Annotated in this window: 23 protein-coding genes; 16 read left to right on the top strand and 7 right to left on the bottom strand. The window is 32.9% G+C overall.

Going from position 1 to position 19,306, the window contains the following annotated elements; genetic code table 11:
* Positions 1 to 19: 19 nt before the first annotated feature.
* The 6 genes from KQX66_RS10705 to KQX66_RS10680 all read right to left on the bottom strand — a co-directional run bounded on the left by KQX66_RS10705 (position 20) and on the right by KQX66_RS10680 (position 7,888).
* Positions 20 to 1,846 (bottom strand): terminase large subunit domain-containing protein, encoded by a 1,827-nt coding sequence (locus KQX66_RS10705; RefSeq protein ID WP_216792437.1) that lies wholly within the window; start codon positions 1,844 to 1,846, stop codon positions 20 to 22.
* Positions 1,847 to 1,851: 5 nt separating this feature from the next.
* Positions 1,852 to 2,739, bottom strand: a complete 888-nt coding sequence (locus tag KQX66_RS10700; RefSeq protein ID WP_216792436.1) for a YonG family phage-derived protein — start codon at positions 2,737 to 2,739, stop codon at positions 1,852 to 1,854.
* Positions 2,740 to 3,138: 399 nt separating this feature from the next.
* Positions 3,139 to 4,449 carry a hypothetical protein gene (locus KQX66_RS10695; RefSeq protein ID WP_216792435.1) on the bottom strand — a complete coding sequence of 437 codons (1,311 nt, stop codon included), beginning with the start codon at positions 4,447 to 4,449 and terminating at the stop codon, positions 3,139 to 3,141.
* 2 nt (positions 4,450 to 4,451) lie between these two features.
* A complete protein-coding gene (locus KQX66_RS10690) occupies positions 4,452 to 4,652 on the bottom strand; it encodes a YonK family protein (RefSeq protein ID WP_216792434.1) in 201 nt (66 codons plus the stop codon).
* Positions 4,653 to 4,771: 119 nt separating this feature from the next.
* A complete protein-coding gene (locus KQX66_RS10685; protein ID WP_216792433.1) occupies positions 4,772 to 5,092 on the bottom strand; it encodes an HU family DNA-binding protein in 321 nt (106 codons plus the stop codon).
* Between the two features lie 198 nt (positions 5,093 to 5,290).
* Positions 5,291 to 7,888 (bottom strand): RNA dependent RNA polymerase, encoded by a 2,598-nt coding sequence (locus KQX66_RS10680; RefSeq protein ID WP_216792432.1) that lies wholly within the window; start codon positions 7,886 to 7,888, stop codon positions 5,291 to 5,293.
* 459 nt (positions 7,889 to 8,347) lie between these two features.
* On the opposite strand from KQX66_RS10680, the gene KQX66_RS10675 reads away from it, so the two are divergent.
* The 9 genes from KQX66_RS10675 to KQX66_RS10635 all read left to right on the top strand — a co-directional run bounded on the left by KQX66_RS10675 (position 8,348) and on the right by KQX66_RS10635 (position 15,553).
* The gene (locus tag KQX66_RS10675) at positions 8,348 to 9,388 is read left to right on the top strand and encodes a tyrosine-type recombinase/integrase (protein WP_216792431.1); all 1,041 of its coding nucleotides are present in this window, start codon (positions 8,348 to 8,350) and stop codon (positions 9,386 to 9,388) included.
* Positions 9,385 to 11,328, top strand: coding sequence for a hypothetical protein (locus KQX66_RS10670; RefSeq protein WP_216792430.1), 1,944 nt, complete (start codon positions 9,385 to 9,387; stop codon positions 11,326 to 11,328). Before KQX66_RS10675 ends, KQX66_RS10670 begins: the two co-directional genes overlap by 4 nt.
* 821 nt (positions 11,329 to 12,149) lie before the next feature.
* Positions 12,150 to 12,350, top strand: a complete 201-nt coding sequence (locus KQX66_RS10665) for a hypothetical protein (protein ID WP_216792429.1) — start codon at positions 12,150 to 12,152, stop codon at positions 12,348 to 12,350.
* Between the two features lie 641 nt (positions 12,351 to 12,991).
* Positions 12,992 to 13,465, top strand: coding sequence for a hypothetical protein (locus KQX66_RS10660; RefSeq protein ID WP_216792428.1), 474 nt, complete (start codon positions 12,992 to 12,994; stop codon positions 13,463 to 13,465).
* A gap of 141 nt (positions 13,466 to 13,606) precedes the next feature.
* Positions 13,607 to 13,918, top strand: coding sequence for a hypothetical protein (locus KQX66_RS10655; protein WP_216792427.1), 312 nt, complete (start codon positions 13,607 to 13,609; stop codon positions 13,916 to 13,918).
* A 113-nt stretch (positions 13,919 to 14,031) separates the two neighbouring features.
* Positions 14,032 to 14,262: a hypothetical protein gene (locus KQX66_RS10650; protein ID WP_216792426.1), complete on the top strand. Its 231-nt coding sequence runs from the start codon at positions 14,032 to 14,034 to the stop codon at positions 14,260 to 14,262.
* A gap of 166 nt (positions 14,263 to 14,428) precedes the next feature.
* Positions 14,429 to 14,608: a hypothetical protein gene (locus KQX66_RS10645; protein WP_216792425.1), complete on the top strand. Its 180-nt coding sequence runs from the start codon at positions 14,429 to 14,431 to the stop codon at positions 14,606 to 14,608.
* Positions 14,609 to 14,700: 92 nt separating this feature from the next.
* Positions 14,701 to 15,081, top strand: a complete 381-nt coding sequence (locus KQX66_RS10640; protein WP_216792424.1) for a hypothetical protein — start codon at positions 14,701 to 14,703, stop codon at positions 15,079 to 15,081.
* A 169-nt stretch (positions 15,082 to 15,250) separates the two neighbouring features.
* Positions 15,251 to 15,553, top strand: a complete 303-nt coding sequence (locus KQX66_RS10635; RefSeq protein ID WP_216792423.1) for a hypothetical protein — start codon at positions 15,251 to 15,253, stop codon at positions 15,551 to 15,553.
* Between the two features lie 35 nt (positions 15,554 to 15,588).
* Here the strand turns inward: KQX66_RS10635 and KQX66_RS10630 are convergent, their stop codons facing one another.
* Entirely contained in the window at positions 15,589 to 15,822 is a 234-nt protein-coding gene (locus KQX66_RS10630; protein ID WP_216792422.1) for a helix-turn-helix domain-containing protein, read from the bottom strand.
* 402 nt (positions 15,823 to 16,224) lie between these two features.
* On the opposite strand from KQX66_RS10630, the gene KQX66_RS10625 reads away from it, so the two are divergent.
* From KQX66_RS10625 to KQX66_RS10595, 7 genes are all read left to right on the top strand, one after another.
* Complete coding sequence (locus KQX66_RS10625; protein ID WP_216792421.1) at positions 16,225 to 16,452, top strand: hypothetical protein; 228 nt, start codon at positions 16,225 to 16,227, stop codon at positions 16,450 to 16,452.
* Between the two features lie 5 nt (positions 16,453 to 16,457).
* A complete protein-coding gene (locus tag KQX66_RS10620; protein ID WP_216792420.1) occupies positions 16,458 to 16,688 on the top strand; it encodes a hypothetical protein in 231 nt (76 codons plus the stop codon).
* Between the two features lie 40 nt (positions 16,689 to 16,728).
* Positions 16,729 to 16,893: a hypothetical protein gene (locus KQX66_RS10615; protein WP_216792419.1), complete on the top strand. Its 165-nt coding sequence runs from the start codon at positions 16,729 to 16,731 to the stop codon at positions 16,891 to 16,893.
* Between the two features lie 37 nt (positions 16,894 to 16,930).
* Positions 16,931 to 17,197, top strand: coding sequence for a hypothetical protein (locus KQX66_RS10610; protein ID WP_216792418.1), 267 nt, complete (start codon positions 16,931 to 16,933; stop codon positions 17,195 to 17,197).
* Between the two features lie 53 nt (positions 17,198 to 17,250).
* A complete protein-coding gene (locus KQX66_RS10605; protein ID WP_216792417.1) occupies positions 17,251 to 17,607 on the top strand; it encodes a hypothetical protein in 357 nt (118 codons plus the stop codon).
* 42 nt (positions 17,608 to 17,649) lie between these two features.
* Positions 17,650 to 17,976, top strand: a complete 327-nt coding sequence (locus KQX66_RS10600) for a hypothetical protein (protein WP_216792416.1) — start codon at positions 17,650 to 17,652, stop codon at positions 17,974 to 17,976.
* 100 nt (positions 17,977 to 18,076) lie between these two features.
* Positions 18,077 to 19,126, top strand: a complete 1,050-nt coding sequence (locus KQX66_RS10595; RefSeq protein WP_216792415.1) for a DUF262 domain-containing protein — start codon at positions 18,077 to 18,079, stop codon at positions 19,124 to 19,126.
* Positions 19,127 to 19,306 lie beyond the last annotated feature (180 nt).

The following is a 19,306-nucleotide window of genomic DNA, read 5'->3' as shown; positions in this document are numbered from 1 at the left end:
ACTCCTTCCATAAATAAGTCTAGACAAACAGATAGTCTAAAATATTTGAGTTGTCCTCTTTTTTTTGAAGGTTCTCTTGCTCCAATAATCTGGCAATATAATTTGCGTAACCAAGACTGCTGTAACGGTCCTTTGTAGAACGACCTTTTTCATGTACTTTAATAAATCCGTTTTTCACTTCTGATTCAAGGTTAATCAACTCATTAATTAATGCTGTTGTTTGAACATACGGCTTTAATAACATAGCGTGCTCATACGAGTTTTTATTCATAAGGTCTTGTTTTTCAATTAAATACTCTTTTCCTTCTGCATCGTTTACAAGAAGTCTGATTAATCTTTTTTCAAAAGCTGTTTTAAGCCAAACTGCTATTTCATGGTTGACCTCTGCTTTGACGACTTTCATTGAATAAACTACTGGCAATGCATTTGGATCAACAACGCGATCTTTCATTTCCTCATTATTGATGGCCGTCCAAGGTGAATATTCAATATCACGATCATTATCATAAAGAATTCTGGAACAGTAATCATAAATAGACATACCGCTTCCTGCTGTATCCATTACAACATAATCAGCTTCAAAATCATAAAATAACTGTTTAAGCCTAATAGCTTGATCTTCAGAGTGGACTCCATGCATGCTCTCAATATATGGAACTTGCCTTATATAATTAGTTCCATCAGGCAGTAGACGCATGCAAGTGAAAATGGTATTGTCATTATCATTACCTTTCATTAGAGCAACGTCCATTGATACAAGTCGAATCTCGCCAATCTGTTTATCTAGGCCAGTATTAGATTTCTTGCCTCTGGATTTTGATTTTTCTCGATTTTCAATAAAGGTATATTTATCTGTAGGATAGAATGGTCTAACAATAGTTCTACATCTTTCAATATCATTTATTTTGAAAAAAGCATTTTCGGCAGCTCCGTAAGGCAGTGTATCCATTTCCATCTGCCAGCCTATAGAGTCCAAATCATCTTCTGTTCTCATCTGCTCAACTCGTTTTTCAGACAATAATCCATGATGAAGTGCTAACTGATATGGAAAGGCACAAGTAAAATAATCTCTTCCTCGCACCATGGATTCGAGAAAGGCTTTAAATTTTTCATAACTCCAATGTGATGTGTACCATGCAGATGATATATATACTTCTTGTGTTTCCTCATATTTAATAAACTCTTTTTGTCTCCCCTTATACTCGGGAAGACTTAGAAATTTTGGTGTTCTCACATAGTTTAGAAATGGGCGGAGGACGCGAGTTATTACATCTTCTTTGATTAGTCTAAATTCGTCGTTGATCAAAATTGCAGCTCTATAGCCACGTGCATTATCATTGCTGGCAACAGCAGATATAGTGCTGCCATTATGCAAAATAACCACACATTCATCTGCTCCTGTTTTAACTTGTTTTATTTCCCTTGCTATATTTGGATATTTCAATCTTAGTTCTTTATCGATCTTTAAAGTGATTACTGCTCTGGCCTGATTTTTTGTGCCACTCGCCACAACAATTGGTATTCCGGGTTTTAAAGATGCCATTGCCAAACAGTAAAGAGCAACAATAAAAGATTTACCTATTCCTCGACTAGCCCACCAAAGAAAGAACGAGTTTTTGCTAATAAGAAACAGAATTATTTTTTGAAAAGTATGAAGACGAACTCCAAAGTAATCCTCGATGTATCTGTGTATGTTGTTTCTGTAAAATGAAGCCCACAACTTAATTCCATTTCTTAATTTTTGATCTTTAGATAAATTTTCAGTCTGATTATTTACTTGCTTCTTTTTTTCATAAATATTCAATTCTTTTTTTTTGTTTCGATTAACTTGAAAGTTTTTTGCCATTCATATCAATCTTCTTTCTTATTTTCGTGCTTCTTCTGATCAAATTCCTCCATAGTTTCATTTGAAATACCTAAGAATCTTTTCATGTGATGTAGAAACCACTTATCAATATATCTACTAATCCCATCAACATCTTTGAACTCATCTCTTGGTTCGGGGATAGGCTCTGTTTCTTCAACCATCTTTATGAACTCACCAAATGAGGAGATACCGTTTGCTTCCGCACCTGTTTCTTGTACAGGCTTTATATTTGCATCATTCATCAACTTGCTAAGAGTGTCCATTAACTCTTTGTATTTCTTATGATCTGTACTAGCAATTGCTTCATTAGCTTGAATTTGAGTAATTGCAATGTTTCTATAAAGATTTCTTTGAATTGGAGTGCTGTGCTCATATGTCGAAATAAGTTCCTGATAAAAATTCTCTAATTCAAGTATTTTATCTTTTTTGAAACCTTTCCATCTAATTTGAGCATCAGGATTCAAGTCATAATCATTTATGCAAGCATTACTATCATCATAATTTACTTGTGAGTAATTGCTTTCAACATGCTCGAATACACTATGAGCAAATGTCATGCCTTTGTATTGTGGGAAAGAACTAATTAGAGGAATATACTTGCTCCAATCTTTATCCCTTTCTTCCCATTGATCAATTAGGAATGGCTTATCAAGTAGTGAAAGGACGAGTTTTACACGACCTACATAACCACTAGAGTTTTTATCTCCGATATATTCATTAATACACTCTTTACAAACCATCAGTTTTTCAGAGGAAAACAATGGATGAGTATTCACATAAAAGTTTTGAGTAGAAGGCATTCTTGATTTGCTACACTTAAGACATGTAATTTTCTCAACATTCTTATTTAATTCTTTTTTTCTTGTGGTCATTTTTTTCACCCCAAATATGGTACAGGTCAAGCACAATAGTTTTTTATAAGGAGAACTCCCTTGTAAAGTTATAAAAATGGTGCAGACTAAAACGGGGAGTGCGTTCTTTTTGCCGACTATTCAACATAGTCTCCACACCATTAAACTTGCAAACCAAAAAGACCCACCAAAAGAGGTGAGTCTGTCTAGTTTATAAGTTTATAATCGAATAAAATGAGAGTTTTATCGCCTAGATAGAATCTCTCGAATAATTTCAAGTTCATCCTCAACCTTTACGACACTATAAAATTGGTCAACGATCACCGTTTTCTCCACTTTTATTGCATATAACATATCAATTCACCTTTCATTATCAAACACAAAAACACTCTTTGGATAGAGTGGGGGAGGGGTAAAATATTAGCGTACTATGGTTGTATTTAGAATATCGGTTAGACCAAATTCCTTGTCCCAAACAAAACTCATTGACTTTTGGATAGCACCGACATAGCCAGAATCAAAATGCCAATTATCTGTTCCAGTAGGGGAACTTACGTATCTAACAATGACTCCGTTTTCTTCAATCACGGCTTTTTCTGAATGAAAGTGTCCAGCATGAAATTCATGGTACAACGTTCTTCCCCAAGCTTCTCTTGCCTCAATCGACATTAACTTACCAGCTCTTTTACCTTCGGCATGACCGTGACTAAAACCGATCAGACACTTGCCAAATTCGATGTATTTTCGTGATTTTGGATCATTACTTACGGAAACATTTGGATTATTTCGATACCAAGCATAGAGGTATTCTGTTACATAATAACTTGCCATTTTATCATGATTTGAACCTATATACATTGTCTCAACAGGAGCAAATTGGCTACATAGATCAATGGCCTTGACAAGTAATTCAGCACCTATTTTAAACATTTGCTGCCATCTTAAATCACTGTCTTGTCTTGTGCCAGCAGTTGTTGTAACGTTTGTAGAGTCATAATGAAAGAAATCATTGCTCCAAATGAAAAGTATCTTATTCAATTTGTAATGCTTTGTACGTGTCAAAACATCATTTATAATATAAAAGAACCTTTCCTTTGCAATTTCATAATTGTATGTGTCTCCAGAATCGCCGTTCCAGCAGAGTTTACCAAGATGTAAGTCAGCAATATTTAGTTCGAGCATTTTCCCATCATAGCTATAGTTTGTAGGGGTATGAACAGGACTTTGATATTGTTTGCTTAAACTGAATAGAAATTCTTTTATTTGCTCCTCAGATATGCCATTTGAAATAGGTTTGACTGATATTCTGCTTGAATAGAGTGTTTTTACTCCGCCTTGGTTGTTATGTACATTCCAAATGCTATTTTTAGCTGAAATTAGTTCCCAGCAATTAGTATCATATCCATGTGCGTTGAGAAGATAGTTTACATCTTTTGATTGCTCAGAGGACAATTCAAGCAGTTTATCACTGGATTGAGTTCCATCCTTATGTATTTCTAACTTCGTACCATATGGTTCCAATAACTTATTACCTTGGGATACTGTATCATTTTTTGTGGGAAGGAGGGGTTTCAATTCACCTTTTTTTCGAAGTTGATCCTTTACCCAGCAGCGAAATGTTTCTCCATTTATGAAAAGACCATCGCTGTGTTTATCGGCAATCTCCTGCCAACTCATTGAGATTTCTTTGTTTCGTTTCTTAATACCAAGTTGAAGAAGTTGATCATTCATGTTTAATCTCCAGTGCTTTCGGAGTCAATTGGTGTTACCTTTTCTTTCAAAGTGATAGATAAAGTAATATCCTGTCCTTCGAATTCTCGAAGTGCTGCTCCAAAGTCGTGTGTAAATGTGCCTTTTTTTGTTACCTCGGTGAGAGTACATTCTAATGTAGAAAGAACGCCCTTCGCAGCATATGATTTTGTTAGCTCAGCCATAAAACACTTCCTTCATATTTTATATATAATAATAAATATGTATAATTTTTTATAAAATTCAAAGGAGCAGTCGAAACAACTGCCCCCTTGTGTATTACGTGTACATAATCGTACTCAAATTATTTAAACATTTCTTTTACCGCTTTTGCTGGTTTCCAACTAACGGTTTTAGATGCTTCAATTTGGATGCTTGCTTGTGCTTTTGCAGTTTCAGGGTCAACACCTTTTTCTTTTAGCTCCTTGAGTAAAAGTGGATTTACACCTGTACGAGCCGCACGTTCACGTACTGCATATTTACCGTGGCCTGTGATAGATACTTCTTCACCTGTAACAAGAGTTTCATTGATTGTTGTAAATACAGCTTCCACAACAGAGGTTGCGTCTTTCTTGGTCAGTCCTGTTTTTTCAACTACTCGGTTAACTAGTTCTTGCTTGTTCATTTTTTAACTCCCCTTTAAATATGTATTGTATTTTGCAGATTTAGATTGTATCAATTTGAAAAGGTAGTTGCTACTACTTGGCCTATAGCCTTTCGTAGGACAATTACGGTACCTCTGTACTCAACCACCCTTTCCATATGAAGATAATTTGCTGCTCTTAAAAACCCTTATTATATATAGGAAAATTGCATATTTAATCTATAAAAGTGTGGAGTTTTTTGTTTTAAATGTGTTAATAAATTTCTCAGGGTTTGTTTTATGTAGTATACTCATCATTCTTATAGCAATTTTATCATTTTTATGATCCGATATTTTTAATAAAATTGCACACATAGTACTTGGACTAATTTTTAATTTTTCTATATAAAACCTATAATAGTTTACTACAGAATCAACAAAGACTTCTTTTTCTTCTTTTTCAAGGCTGCCAGCATAAACAGCATTAATTTTTTTACACATTTCTTCTACGTATTTAGTGATTTTCTCTATTTGTTTTCTATCACCATCCTTTATCTTTCCTTTTACCAGTAGTTCTTTTAGATTTATATTTTTTCTATGAATAGCATTTTTCAAGTTTGACATGATATCGTCAAGGCAATCCATTGGACAATTATATTTAGTTGTTTTCACATCTTTATTTTTGCTCACGTATATCCAAAACAATGGTTTATCAGTTTTTAATTGTTTGGTTTTTTTAACAAAATCTATTTCTGATTTAATGTTAATGTCAAACATTTTTTTAGCAAGATCAATACAAATTCCACTTAAAACTGTCATAACATCAATCTTTTTTAATAATTCTCTTTGCTGGATCTCCTCTAGCTTTCCACTTGTAAGAGAATCCCAATATGTACTCATACATAGTTGACCTAAATTAACTACCTCACCAATCTGTCTTTGACTCTTTGATAGTTGGTTATCAATTTCAGCCATATCTTTCTTAGACAATTGATACTGTTTCTTGCTACTTGCCACCTCGTTAATGCAAACACGATAATTTCCAAACACTCTTTTACCATATGACAATAAATTTTCATTGTTACTTATTAAAATTGTATCTGAATCATAATCGCAACCAGAAAGAATATCTTGGAGAGGAAATTCAATAGCATTCACGCAAACAATATTATCTGTGAGATTAAAGTAAGTCGTGATGTCCTTATTGTATGTATTCGCAACAATTAAAACATTACTTGGAGATGTATGAGGATTGCGGAAGCCTATAAGTTCTTCACCAAAATCAAATAAAGTCGTATGTACTTCGTTCCCCTTAAGAGTAGGCATTAATAGATTAAGTTTGCCTACTGCATGTTGAAGAAACTCTACAGGATTTCCCAACATAACCAAGTAATCTGATTTTTGTATTCGAACTTTTCCCTTTTTTACTTTTTTTATGTGCCCACTAATTTCATCTGCTCGATATTTTCTGAACAATTTTGTATGTACAATGTCCCTGTTTCTTTCGAATAAGTTTGTAAACATCTCATTGCTATTGATTACATTTATGTTTTTTTTGATATGTTGAATAAAAAAATCATCGTTATTTTTAAGTTTTTCTACATAATCTCGTTCATAAGATGTTAACTCATATACATCATCTTTATGTATGGGTAATGAATTTATCATCTGATAACTCATTTGTTGAAGTGTATTTCCATTTTCGTCCGAGCCATGCTTTGACTGTTTTTCACTTTTACAAACTCCAAATATGTGGTTATCTTTTGAAACAATCTTTTTCCAATATTCCCACATGTCTAATTCAGTCCCAAGAACATGACTAAATTTTAAGGCTTTTAAACTACTTGGAGTAATGATTAAGTGAACGTCTTTCGCCAATATTTCTTGCCCAAACATGTTCTTTACTTTCCAGTACTCATAGCATATTTCTTTTGGGCACTGGTTTCTTAAAAATAATTGCACATTGCAGTTAAAAGCTGCTGTTTTAAACATGTGATTCCGTAATAACTTCATAGATTTACCATCTTTAAAGTAACTACTATCTAACAAAGACTCACCATCAAACAAACTATTGCTAATTTCCGTCTCTTCCTCAAAACTGTCCAAATAGCCATTTTCACCTGTTCTTACAACGTTGCAGATTTGTTTAAATCGACTCACAACGTCATTTACAATAAGTATATTTTTCGGATCAATTCGAATCAAACTCTCCAAGGATGATCCTACCAAGCTCTCGTAGGCCAGAAGAGACGGATAATCTATTTTAGCAACTTCAAAAGGCAGATCCATTCGACTCCACTTTATCATTTCATCATAAAATGACTCTTTAATAAATAAACATTGCCCAACCCGAGATTTTGATGAGCTTCTTTTGTAAACTACATATTTATGACCGTTTAATAAGAAACCATTTATGTATAAGTACTTTCTTAAATCCTCATTACTGACTTCATTCCAAATTCCATCTTCAGTTTCTTTTTCAAGTGCAGATTTGAATTCAATTAATTTGTCTTTGTATTCGATTATTTTCGGATAATTTGCATTTTCTTTGTTTGTTATTTGCTCATTAATTTTCTTATCGATGTCTTTTAATAACTCTTCTTTTGATTTTACCTTTTGTTTAAATTTCAAATTGATAATATCATCTGATAAAATTTTATCACTTGTTTTAGCCTTATGAGTTTTAAAACCAATACTAATAAGTTTGTTCAATTCTAAACTGCTTGGTATCATTCCGATGTATTCTAATTTGAGATCCTTATTCCTGAACATATGAGAATAAATGTCGCTGGCTTCAATTGACAGAATATACACAGATTTTTTTAATTCAATTGCCATTCTCTTATCAGATTCCCCCATTTTAGAATTTTATCGTATTTCATTTTTTACAATCTATGGGTACACAATGACCATCATCGATAGTATATTCTAAACCATAAGCAGATGAAAGTTCGTTCTCTTCTCTTGAATAGTAGGCAGATAACTAATCATCACAAGAAACATTAGCATCATCTTCTTCTTCAATTTCAAGATCATTGTCATTGTGTTCAATCATGAATATAACCTCCTCATTATTTTTGAACCTACAAATCACGTCGATTTGATATATTTTATCTTAAAGTAAATAATGCATAATGTCAATATATTCCGATTGACCCACTCTCATGAGAAAATAGGGTACAAGTGCAGCAAATATAGACTTGATAGTTTAATATATAAAAAACGTATTGTTGACAATCGAAAGATTGAAGTTTATCATCAAATTAACTTGGTTTGGAAAATAAAGGAGTGATAGATTTGCAAGCTGCAACTGTCCAAAGTTTAAATATTGACTCTACACAAACTGATATTATGATTTGGGCAAATAAATACAAAGGTAAGTCAAGAACAGAATACTTGCGCGATGCAAATGAATTTTTCTATTTTATGCATGGGAGGAGAATTGATGAGATTAGCAAAACAGAAATTGAGACCATTAATGAGAATGGAAAGAGGACAAGGTTGTTGAATAAGCATGTTGAAAAATATAAGCAGTATCTAAAAGAAAGAAACAGTGACTCCTCAATTAGAAGAAAAATTTATGGCATAAGATCATTGTACAAATTTCTTCGCATTAATGGATATGATGTTGACCATATGATTTTCGAGACTTCAACTCTGAAGAAAAAGACTAAGGGATACGGATTTTATTCACCAGTTGAAGTTAAGAGGCTTGCAACTGAAGCATTAAAAGAACGTGATGGTGAAGAACTTTCAACATTGATTCTTTTGGCTGCAACCACATCATTAAGACTGAATGCTCTCCTTGGATTAGAGTGGTTGAATATTATAAAACATGAAGAGAGTGGACTATATCTTGTCAATACAATTGATAAAGGAGATCAGGAAGCAACTAGACCTTTTGAGCAGGATTTGTTTGATAAATTATTCTTAATAAGAAACAGAACAGGAAGTGATAAACTGTTTCCAAACCTTAAACCTGACAAAGTTGAAAAGAGTATCATTCGATTGAATGAGCGATTGGGTCTAAATCCTATTCGTAAACTTCGCTTTCACTCATTAAGGAAAGCGGCAATTAAATACGAAATGAGGACTACTGGAAACCTTAGAAGAGCAAAAGACCAAGGAGGCCATAATTCTGCACAAGTTCTTCTTGAGGATTATACAGAAGCTGAAGATGATTACGCTTCACGAGCTGGTATTCTCATGATGAAAACTATTGATGAAAGTGTCTTTGATTCAGTGGGAAAGGAAGAGTTGTTGTGCATGATTAAAGAGATCAATTATGGAGTGTATCAGCAGTTGGCTTATAGAATTCAAAAAAGGAGATTTGAATGAAGTTACATATTGACAACATCGAATATAAACAGAAACCTAGAATCGCTGAAATCAAAAAGATTAGTGGTAGAATTGTTCAAAATCTTGCAGATGTTAATGTGAAAGAACTGGCTGATGCATTAAAAAAAGGGAGATCATTTGTAGCCGCAAATCTCAGCAAAAAGAATAATGGAAAGTTGCGTTGTTCAAATAATTGTTGGGCTTCACAAGAAGTCATATGTTTAGATTTTGACAATGAATATTATGATAAAAAAACAAAGAGAAAGTATAAGAAAGTTGAAATGACTATTGAAAAAGCACAAGAAGAGTTTAAAGAAAGTGCTGCGTTTATTTATACAACATTTAATCATACAAAAGTACACCCAAAATTAAGAGTTGTGTTTGTATTGGATGAAGTGATTAAAGAATATGATACTTTAGAAGCATTGATGGATTCATTACTTGAAAAATATCCAATGGCTGATAAACGTTGCTCTAATGGATCTAGAATCTTCTTTGGTGGTAATGAGATAATAGAAATTAATTATGATAATAAACTTGTAGTGAAAAATTATATAAACAAAGATGAGTTTTGTGGTGCAAGGGGTTTTACTTACCAAGGATATATTAATACTTATAATATAATTGGTAGGAAAAACCCCCCCTCTGAAAAAAAGCCAATTAAACAAAGAGATTTTTTAAAGTTAATTGACTATGAAAGTTACCCAAATGAGGGATACAGATGCTCTCACATAAACGATGCATACGAATATTTATATAAACAAGACTTGGTAACATACTTAACCAAGACTGGGTATGTAAAGGACCAACAGATGAACTTCCATTGTATTTTCCATAATGATTCTCAGCCTTCAGCGTCGATTTTTAGGGACGAGAAGACAGGTAATTACATGTACAAGTGTCATAGTGATTCTTGTGGCTTCACTGGGAACATTGTAAGGGTTACTGAACGCTTAACAGGGATGAGAAGGGTAGAGACCTTCAAGTATTTATGCAAGCATTACAACGTGAATATAGTTGAATCTGAGTGGCAAAAACAGCAAAAAGAAATTATGGATCATAACATACATATGCTTTCAAGCGAATGGTTCAAGGATGAACATCCAGAGCTGTATAAAAGGATAAAGAGATATATTCCTTTATTGATTATGTTGAATTTATTATCAAAACAATACATAGGAACGAATACATTAAGAGAAGTGGAAAAAAATATATTCTCTGCTTCGAAAAAGTATCTTTCGCAAATGGCTAAGGAACTATCTGAAGTAATAGCGGAGGATTACAGGGACCTAGAGTATACGAAAATCAACAGTGACATCAAGGAGATAAGTAAGAGAGTAGATTTATTTGCTTTTTTGGGCTTAATAAATAAAATACACATGAATGATTTACCAAAAGAGTTATATCAAATAGCTGTAATTGAAAGAGAAAAGAAGTTAAAAAAAAGAAGAGATGTAAATTTTCAAAATAACTATTCCATACCAGAATATGACGATCAATTGATGACGAAAGCAAATAAAAAGGCAGATGATTTTAAAAGAAGTAACATGTCAATGATTGGTTTTGGAAGAGAGATGGTTACAAGAGGTATTGGAAAAGAAGAAGCTGATAAAGTATATCCAATGCTAAGTAAATTAGATTTATCTAAAAAGAGCGATGAAATTTCAGAATATATAAAGAAAAAGTTTATAGACATGATTGAAAATAAGGGATGGGTTACTGAAGGCGAAGTTTTAGATGAACTAGTAAAAGAGAATTTGGAGAAAACAGATGGTATGGTAAAGGGTAGGACAAGGAATGAGAAGAACATAAAGAAAAGCCTGAATGAATTGATAGAGGGATATGGGCTGAGAAGAGAAAGATTAAATAAAAAGTTGAAAAATAAATTAGGTATAAATGATGAAGTAAATGGATTTCCATTTGTGATATACAAAAATTAAGAGGTGGCGATATGCCATCTTTTTTTGTTATCGTGAGAGAGTGTTAAACATGCGAAAAAGACAGTGAATAAAAGGTTATTTTGAATTTGATATAAATTTTGATGGTAGTTCTATCGATAAAGTGCAGATTTTATAAGGGGAAATTTATGATAAAATGGTGCAAAAAGATGTGAATGAGGGAAAATGAATAAAATTGAAAAATGAGAAAGTCAATGAAAATAAGGAATTCTATCGTGCGTTACGATAGCGGTTACGATAGCCATTTTTGAGTGAAAGGAGGAATTGGGAGTTAATCATAGTAAATCGGTTGGATTTGTAAGTTGACTGTGTGAGTAGAACTGCTAGGGTGGATTTCACTATATAAAAGTAAGTGAATAATGTAAATATACCCCCCTATCCCTAATAAACCCTTATTTTATAAGGCTTTTTGCCATGACTAATTTTTATTAGTAATGGATTGTAGATGTCATAACTAACTCTTGAGCCTTCTGTATTGGATCGTAAGCAACTATAAAATTGTGCAGCATGATTGGGGCTTAGAAGGCAGGAGAATGTGCCTTAGAAAGCAGCTTAGAGCAGTCACTTTTATAAAAAGGGATGGACCAATCGCGTATAGTAACAGAAGCGGTGTCATCAATGTCTTTTACTAGTGTACATTGTCTATCTATAGTAGACATCACTATATCCTAATCAATCACTCATATCACCTAAATTTTATCCAACTTTTAAACATAAAATATGCATGAATAACTATACAAAACTATTATTTTCCTGTATAATAGTACTTGTAAGGTAATCATACATAGAAGGGAATGGTTAACTTGATCTGGCTTGAGGTGCTAAAAGTAGTAGTACCATCAATCCTAACCGCAATCGTTACAGTCGTAATCATCTTCCGTTACGACGAAAAGAGACAACTTGAAATCAAGAAGTTGAAACTTGAGATTGCGAAGATTGAAAGAGAGGAGAGGAAAGCAAAAGTGGAAGAACGAAGAAAAAGACGCCTACACCCTGACGAGTAAAGGCATCTTACAGATAAGGGGAAGCTGGTGACTTCCCTTTATCTTGTTTAATATGATATCATAAGAGCACAACATAACACAATATCAATCAGTACTTTATTTAGTGCTTTATTAGCACTTACATAATCATCAAAGGAGGCATATCTTATGACCAAGAAACTAAACGAAAAGACTGTATTTGCATTGTTGCTTGCTGTAGTATCACTTATTACAGTATTCTCTGTGTTCTCATTGACTAATAGCACGATGCTTACTAAAACATTGATTACCCTTATTATCCTTACACCTACTATCTTCGCATGGAATAAACTTCTGAAGTAGACACAAGCTTAACCTCGCCCTATAATCATGGGTTTTACTTTCACATACACTTAATGACACACAAAGCCTAAAAGTAGGGCTTTTTTCTTTTAAATTTAATAAATAAAATATGAATATTATACTTTACAAATATAAAGTTATCCATTATAATAAGAGTATAAAGTTAATCACTACTCATTTAATGGAGGGTATTAAAATGGCTTCGAATGTAGCAATTTTGAAATCGAAATGGGCAAGACTTCAGCAGCAAAAGAACCTCATCGTTTATGGTTCGCTCGTTCTTAGGTAATAAATAAAATATAAATAAAGAGGTGTTTGTTATGGTTCAATTAGTACAGGCTGAATTCGATTTGTTCCTTCCTAATATCAGACCAAAGGCACCAGAACAACCAAAGACTGAACACAAAAGTAAAGCATATACAATTACTGATAAAGCAGCGATGGCTAAACAAAATCAGATCAAGCAGTTTGACATTTCAGATATTAATAAGCAGTATATAGAATCATTCAGAAACTCCAAATGGCCCAACTATGAAACAGACAAGCAGCAAAAAGCCAGTTGGTTTCAATATAAATCAAGTATAGGTAACCTACTTGAAACAGTTGGCAAAGATGCTGCAATCATAAAAAGGGCTGACGTTGAATTGTTCCTAAGTAAATTCAATAACGAAGTAACTAAATCAAATAAGGCTGCACACATCAAGAGTTTCCTTTCGTACATAGTTAAGCACAATGTTGCAAACTGCAATACGAGAGTAAGTCGAGAAACATTAATTATGATAATTTCACTTTAGATTAGAAGAAAGGATACAAGGTTATGTTTAGACATGGCAAACGTTTAAATGGCAAACTATATGTTCGTACGTCTGAAGGTAATTGGATTCAATTAAAACTTTTGATATTTAATCAATAATATAATGGGAGATGAAATTATTATGAAAAAACTAATACTTATTGTACTCTTGTTCTTTGTTTTCGCTGGACAAGCATTTGCAAATGAGAAGGAAACAAAAGTAACGGAAACAATTGATTATGTGTACTATGACATTGTTAGCAATACATATATGGCAAACATGCTTACTGACGAATCAGGCGGTTTCTGGGTCATTGAAATAGACAATGAAGAGGGCGAGCCATTGGAAACCTTGAATAAGCGTTACAAAGGGAAAACAATTGAAATAGTATTTGTTGGTGACTTGGATACAGATGATGATATTGAGATAGTATCTAGTCAAATCATCGAATGAAAACAGTATTTCATAAGAAAAAATAAAAATAAAATATGAATTTAAATAGTTTGACAAAATGGATAATTTCGTTATAATAATAGATATAAAGTAAAATATGGGAGTTGAAAAGTGTGAATAAAAAAGAAATATATAAACAAATTGAACTTAAAATTGATATTGCTTGGGAATTTGCAGTCAAAGGTGAAAATTATAAAGCTGATAAATACTTAGAACAAGCATCTGAATTGATGATTGAAAATGGAATTACATACATTGAAGGATTCACTAAAAATAAAACTATTAAACACTTAGTTGAGAAATGGAACTATGTTTTCGAAAAAAACGTAAAAGCTAGTGCATAAAAAGCACTGGCTTTAGTCCTGTTTAAACTGAATACATATTTGAGGTGAATAAAAATGATTGGGAAAAGAGATAGCGAAGCGGCATGAAAATGGGATTATTTTTTATTTAGAGAAATGAATACAATGAAGCATTGATTTTATTCCCAATGCGCTGGAGGTCAGCAGAATGCAATTTGAACGCGGATCAACCTATCTAATCAACTATGGCAGCTTCTCAAAAGCAGCGACGTTTGTAGAAGTTACTCACGGCAAGAATCTATTCTTTGACCTAGATGGGGAGTTTGTCTTTTCAGATGAGTTCCTTGCTCAAGGGAAAGTGATCATTGCCCAACTAAACGATGACTAACCAATTTAAATTATAGTAGTCATCGACTTCCGATTAAAAATTACATATAATATCGATATAGGATAAATGACCCATAATAGGAGAGATATAATATGAAAATTGGACTTATTAGAGGCCGTCATCCATTACCAGTTGAATCGTATTTGATCGATCAGGATACAGTAGAGTTTGATCAAGCACACCGTATTGCTTATGACGCAATGACATCATTATTAAAGAATATTGAAAAAAGGACTGTAATTCAACTTTATATCACTGGTCTTACTCGCTGTACTCTTGGAGCTATTGCCGCATTTAATGAAGAAGCAAAAAAGAATGAAGGATTTAGATATGGGAATGACGGTTGTATTCTTGAGATCTGGGAATTCAATTCACAAATAGGGGAATATAAAACAGTAATAAAATTTAAGCAAACAGATTATGTGAGAACAGATGATTATGTTTGGGGATGTTCTTCCAGTGAGTTGAGATGAGAATTTAAACATCATATCAACAAAAATTTTTAAAGGAGAGGATAAAACCTCTTCTTTTTTTATTTCCTTATAAAATCATGCTTTTGTTGTAATGCAATATTGTAACAAGATACAGGTCATGGGCATATAACTAATGTGTAAGAAAAATCAAATGAAGGGTGAGATCATTATGTTACCTTACGATTACTACAATTACTATTACGATCCGTATTTTTTTACACGTCCGCCACAATTAGTACCACACATGTTACCAGTAGCAACAATTCAACAACAAATTTCATTAGGACGTACGGGACACTTTTTTAGATCTTTTGTAACGGGATTTGGTCAGATAAAATTCCAATTATTAGGTTTAAATCCGGTGACAGGTATGGTGCAAATTAACATCGTGAATCCATTTGGAGGATATCAGTTCGCGGAAGTGCATAATAATGATTTTGTAGGTTTGATATATCTTGGTCCTACTCCTTAATTATGCTTCAGTTCATTTTGTAAGACGATTTTCGACTATTGAGGATCGTCTTTTTTAATTACCTCCACAGTAATCAACTGATTTATGTCAGTTAGTTCAAGTGCTTTCATAATTTCAACTATCTGCACTCTTGAAAAGTTCTGATTAATATTCCTGCACATCTCACTGATTGTCATTTCACGTATTCCAGTTATTTGATGTAATGTTTTTTGCTCCATACCTTTTTCATATAAGAGTTTTCTTAAGTGACATTGAACTGATAATTCCATCATATTACCACCTGTTTTTTCTTTACTTCATTGTAAGTGAAATATACAACAAAATCAATAGCGATAAACGCTAAAAAAATATTGACAATAGCGTTTATCGTTATTATAATAAGAGTATAGAAAGTAAATAATACATAAACGAGAGGTTGATACATGATGTCTAAGGATTGCACTATGAAAGTATTGGATCGGACGGTTTATCTAGCAGAATGCTACAAAGACGGAAAAATATCTGAAGAAGATTTTCGGGATGAAATGCGTAAATGTTTGTGGCGTCATTATGATGTATGGACGCGCGAAGAATCCTCAGACTCATTTAATGAAGAGGAATGTTAAACCAAAAGGGGATGCAAATCCCCTTGAAAGTTTGAATTTATCGGATTATTAAAAGGAGTGATTATAGTGTACTCTAAAAAAATTATTGATTTGTTGAATAAAGATCCGAAAGCATGTATGTTAATGAAACAATTTGAAGAAGCAGCTACGCGTCAAGGAATTGTCGGTAATGAATACAATGAAGCTCGTGAAACTATGCTAATGATGATTATGGCGACAAACCAAGAAGTAATGAATTTAATGGCTGAAGACGTATATAGAAGTATTAATAAAATTAGTCAAACGGAGGAATAAAAGAAATGACTCACATTATAAAAGTAAACTATACAAATGGAGATGAAAAATTGACGAATATTAACGGAACAGCCGATGAAATCAGTAAACACTATAGCCAAATTAATATCATGGCTTGGAAAAGTGGTGAACCACAAGCAAAGCGAATTGAGTTTTTGGAATCGGAGTATCTAAAGGAGTACAGTTCTTATATTTACTTGTTCATTGATTTTGAAGGTAATGGGCTGCTGCAATAAAGGGAAAGAATATCAAGAAATATATATTGGAGTGGTGAAAATGACACTTGCTTATATGATAGATGATTTCAATAGAAAATGGCGTCTGGTCTTTGACAATGATGATTGGGCAGAAAAATTTGCTGATTCTCATGATTTAGAAATCATACAATTAAAGCAGATTGCACCTGAAAAAGCTGACAAAATTATTGAGATCGAGCATTAAGATAAAAGTAAAATTTCATCCTATGGAGGGATAAAGAATGAATTATGAAGAAGCTAAAGCTTATAGACAAAAATTAGAAGAAAAAAATAAAGATGATTCGAATGCGTTGAAAGAATTTAATAAACATTGCAAGTCGTCTATGGGATTAACTCCAGATCACGTTAAAACATTGCCTGAATGGATGCTTGCAAAGAAGGTATGTGACGCTTCTTTTACTGAACTAAGAAACTTTAATGAATGGTTTATTAAAACATTTAAAAAGGAATATGCTGCTGATAGACGCAAATGGAATGTATCTAAATAGAATTATTCTGATAAAAGAAAACTTTCATTCCGATATAAAGGAGGATTTATTCAGTGGCAGCGAATAAAGAAAAGCAAAATTTAAGGTATAAAAAGACAGCACAAAGAATAGATAAGAAGGTACGTTATGATGGTTTTACACCTGAAGAAATCAAAATAATTAAAACACAAAAGAAGTTTGAACAGTATGAAAAGGAAATGAATACTTTTTGGGCATATGCACCAAGAAATGAAAATAAAGGCGTAGCATGGGAAAGATTAAGTGAGGATGAAATGAACCTGTTCGAATACATAAATAAACAAAAAGAAAAAGCTTTAAAGCAAATAGTGAAGTATGAAAATAAAGGTTTTAGTATAGATAAAATCATGGAAAGATTCATGAAATTAAATGTTAAAAGTGTTTGCTATTAAATAATTATGATGAAATTTTAATTTTATTGGAGGAGTGTAACAATGATTAAATTCATAGGTAATGATTATATGAAAGATGCTGAAATTGTAAATCAAATGCTTAAGGTAAGTATTAAAGATAAAAATATTAAATCGTCAAATGAACTAATGGCATATGTAAAACAATCGTATAATGGTTTTTGGGATGAAGTATGGTTAAAATTCAGAGAGGATTTATCTCTCGATAGAAACCAATACAATGACTATTGGCATTATTTTAGTGAGTTATTACCTAACGGATTGCAAGTAATTGCAAATGCAGAAATTGGTGCGAAGAGAAACAAAAAGAATCTGAATTTTGATTTATATTTCGAAAAGTATTCAGCTTAAACCTATAAAATGTCCATTTCAAAGTATTATAGAAGATCATAACTGTAAAATATAGTATAATGAGATATAATCAGTACATAACAGAACGGAGTGTACAGACGTGGAAAATAAAACACTTGCTGAACGTATCGCACAAGAAAGACTAAATAAATCTCAAGCTCAACCTCGTAGTCTTCGTCAACTCGGACGCAATCCCGAATCTATAAATTTTGATCTTCAGGTTCAAAGAAATCTTCGATGGACGGATCTACAAGTAAGTGAGTTAATTGAATCTATTATATTAGGGTTTCCAATTCCACCAGTTTACACTGTAAAATCTGATGACAATATTACATGGTGCATCGATGGAAAGCAGCGTATTAAGAGGGCAATCATTCCTTTCATGCGTGATGAAATTGCCATTGTAGAAAATTTCCGTCCTGTATTTGGAGTTGATATTTCAGGATTAACATTCTCACAGTTACCGCCAGAGTTTCAAGAAATTTTAGAAGAAGAGAGAATTGTTTTCTATCAGTTTGATAAAATCGAACCTCATCAAATTGAAGAAATGTTCAAACGTCTTAATAGTGGAACACCTTTAACGCGAATTGAGCTTATTCGTTCTATTCTTGGGGCCGAAATTCTTGATTGGTTTGATACCATTACAGTGAAAAAATTGTTCAGTATGATGAGCAATATGACGGAGGCAGCAAAGGAAAAGTTTTATGATCAAGAAATTCTATTGCAAATTTGCGGTATTCTTAATGGTGATTACGCAAAACAAGGCGGAAAAGCACTTGAAGCGCTGGCACTGGATTTACGTATCAATGGGATTTCGGATGAATTGAAAACGCAAGTGGTTGAAGTTATTGACTATCTTGCTGAAGGGTTTTCGAATTATGAGGAGAAAGAACAGCGAAGACTACTTAAGAAGAACGATGTTGTGGCCTTGTGTAAGGCATCTGCGGTAGCCATTAAATACGGTGTAGATCCGAAAGAATTTGCTGGACTAACAGGAAGTGTTATCGTCAAAAATGGACCTTATAAGGCGACAAAGATCGGCGGAACAACCTCTGAACCTAAAGTCCGAAAACGCGTGGAATTACTTGTCGAATCATTGAGCATTAATGAGAGTGAGGATAAAACAGGACAACTTGAAATGGAAGTTTAATGATGTGACGTTTAGATTTATTAATCTAAGCGTCTTATTTATATTTAACGACAAAATTATCATTATTTCTCGACAATTTTTGCACCAGATAATGCCCTTTTTCTGCGAGATAATCATTTTAATAAAATACGGAGAAAATTTTAGTACAATTTAAAAGCAACAAGAAAAAAGATAGAGAGG

It is taken from the genome of Paenibacillus oleatilyticus, assembly GCF_018998565.1.
Classification (GTDB): Bacteria; Bacillota; Bacilli; order Paenibacillales; family NBRC-103111; genus Paenibacillus_G; species Paenibacillus_G oleatilyticus.
Note: the sequence above shows the minus strand (reverse complement) of the source record. Positions and strands in the feature narration are given on the sequence as shown.